General features: G+C 50.6%; 1 protein-coding gene. It reads right to left on the bottom strand.

Translation table 11 applies throughout. From position 1 onward, the window contains the following. On the bottom strand, positions 1 to 352 hold a 352-nt coding region (locus AC5ZGW_RS47700; RefSeq protein WP_496114345.1), incomplete at both ends, for a hypothetical protein.

Raw genomic sequence — 352 nt, 5'->3', positions numbered from 1 at the left:
AACGGAGCAAGTGATCGGGGAACAGGAAAAAAGAACGAAGCCGTCAATCCATAGAATGGATAGGGCAGTTCAAAGCCAGTTTCCGCGACGGCATACACACTTTTCCAAATGGCAAAGCTTTCAGATTCAACAACTGATTCGAACCAGACGTCCTGGCCAGCCCGACCTTGGAATCCTGCATATCGCACATAAGCCGTGTACACCTGCAGAAAAAGAACCAACGGCACCAGACCAAACACAAACATCCGAATCGGATTTGGTGCCCTTCCCCTGGCAAGTAGCGCACAAACAAACAGTAAGAACGCCGAAACGATATTGCCGCGCCCTCCCGACAGTACCGCTACGATAGCAA

It is taken from the genome of Bradyrhizobium sp. Crot121, from assembly GCF_059512385.1.
The sequence above is the reverse complement of the archived record's forward strand: the minus strand, read 5'-3'. Positions and strand labels throughout refer to the sequence as shown.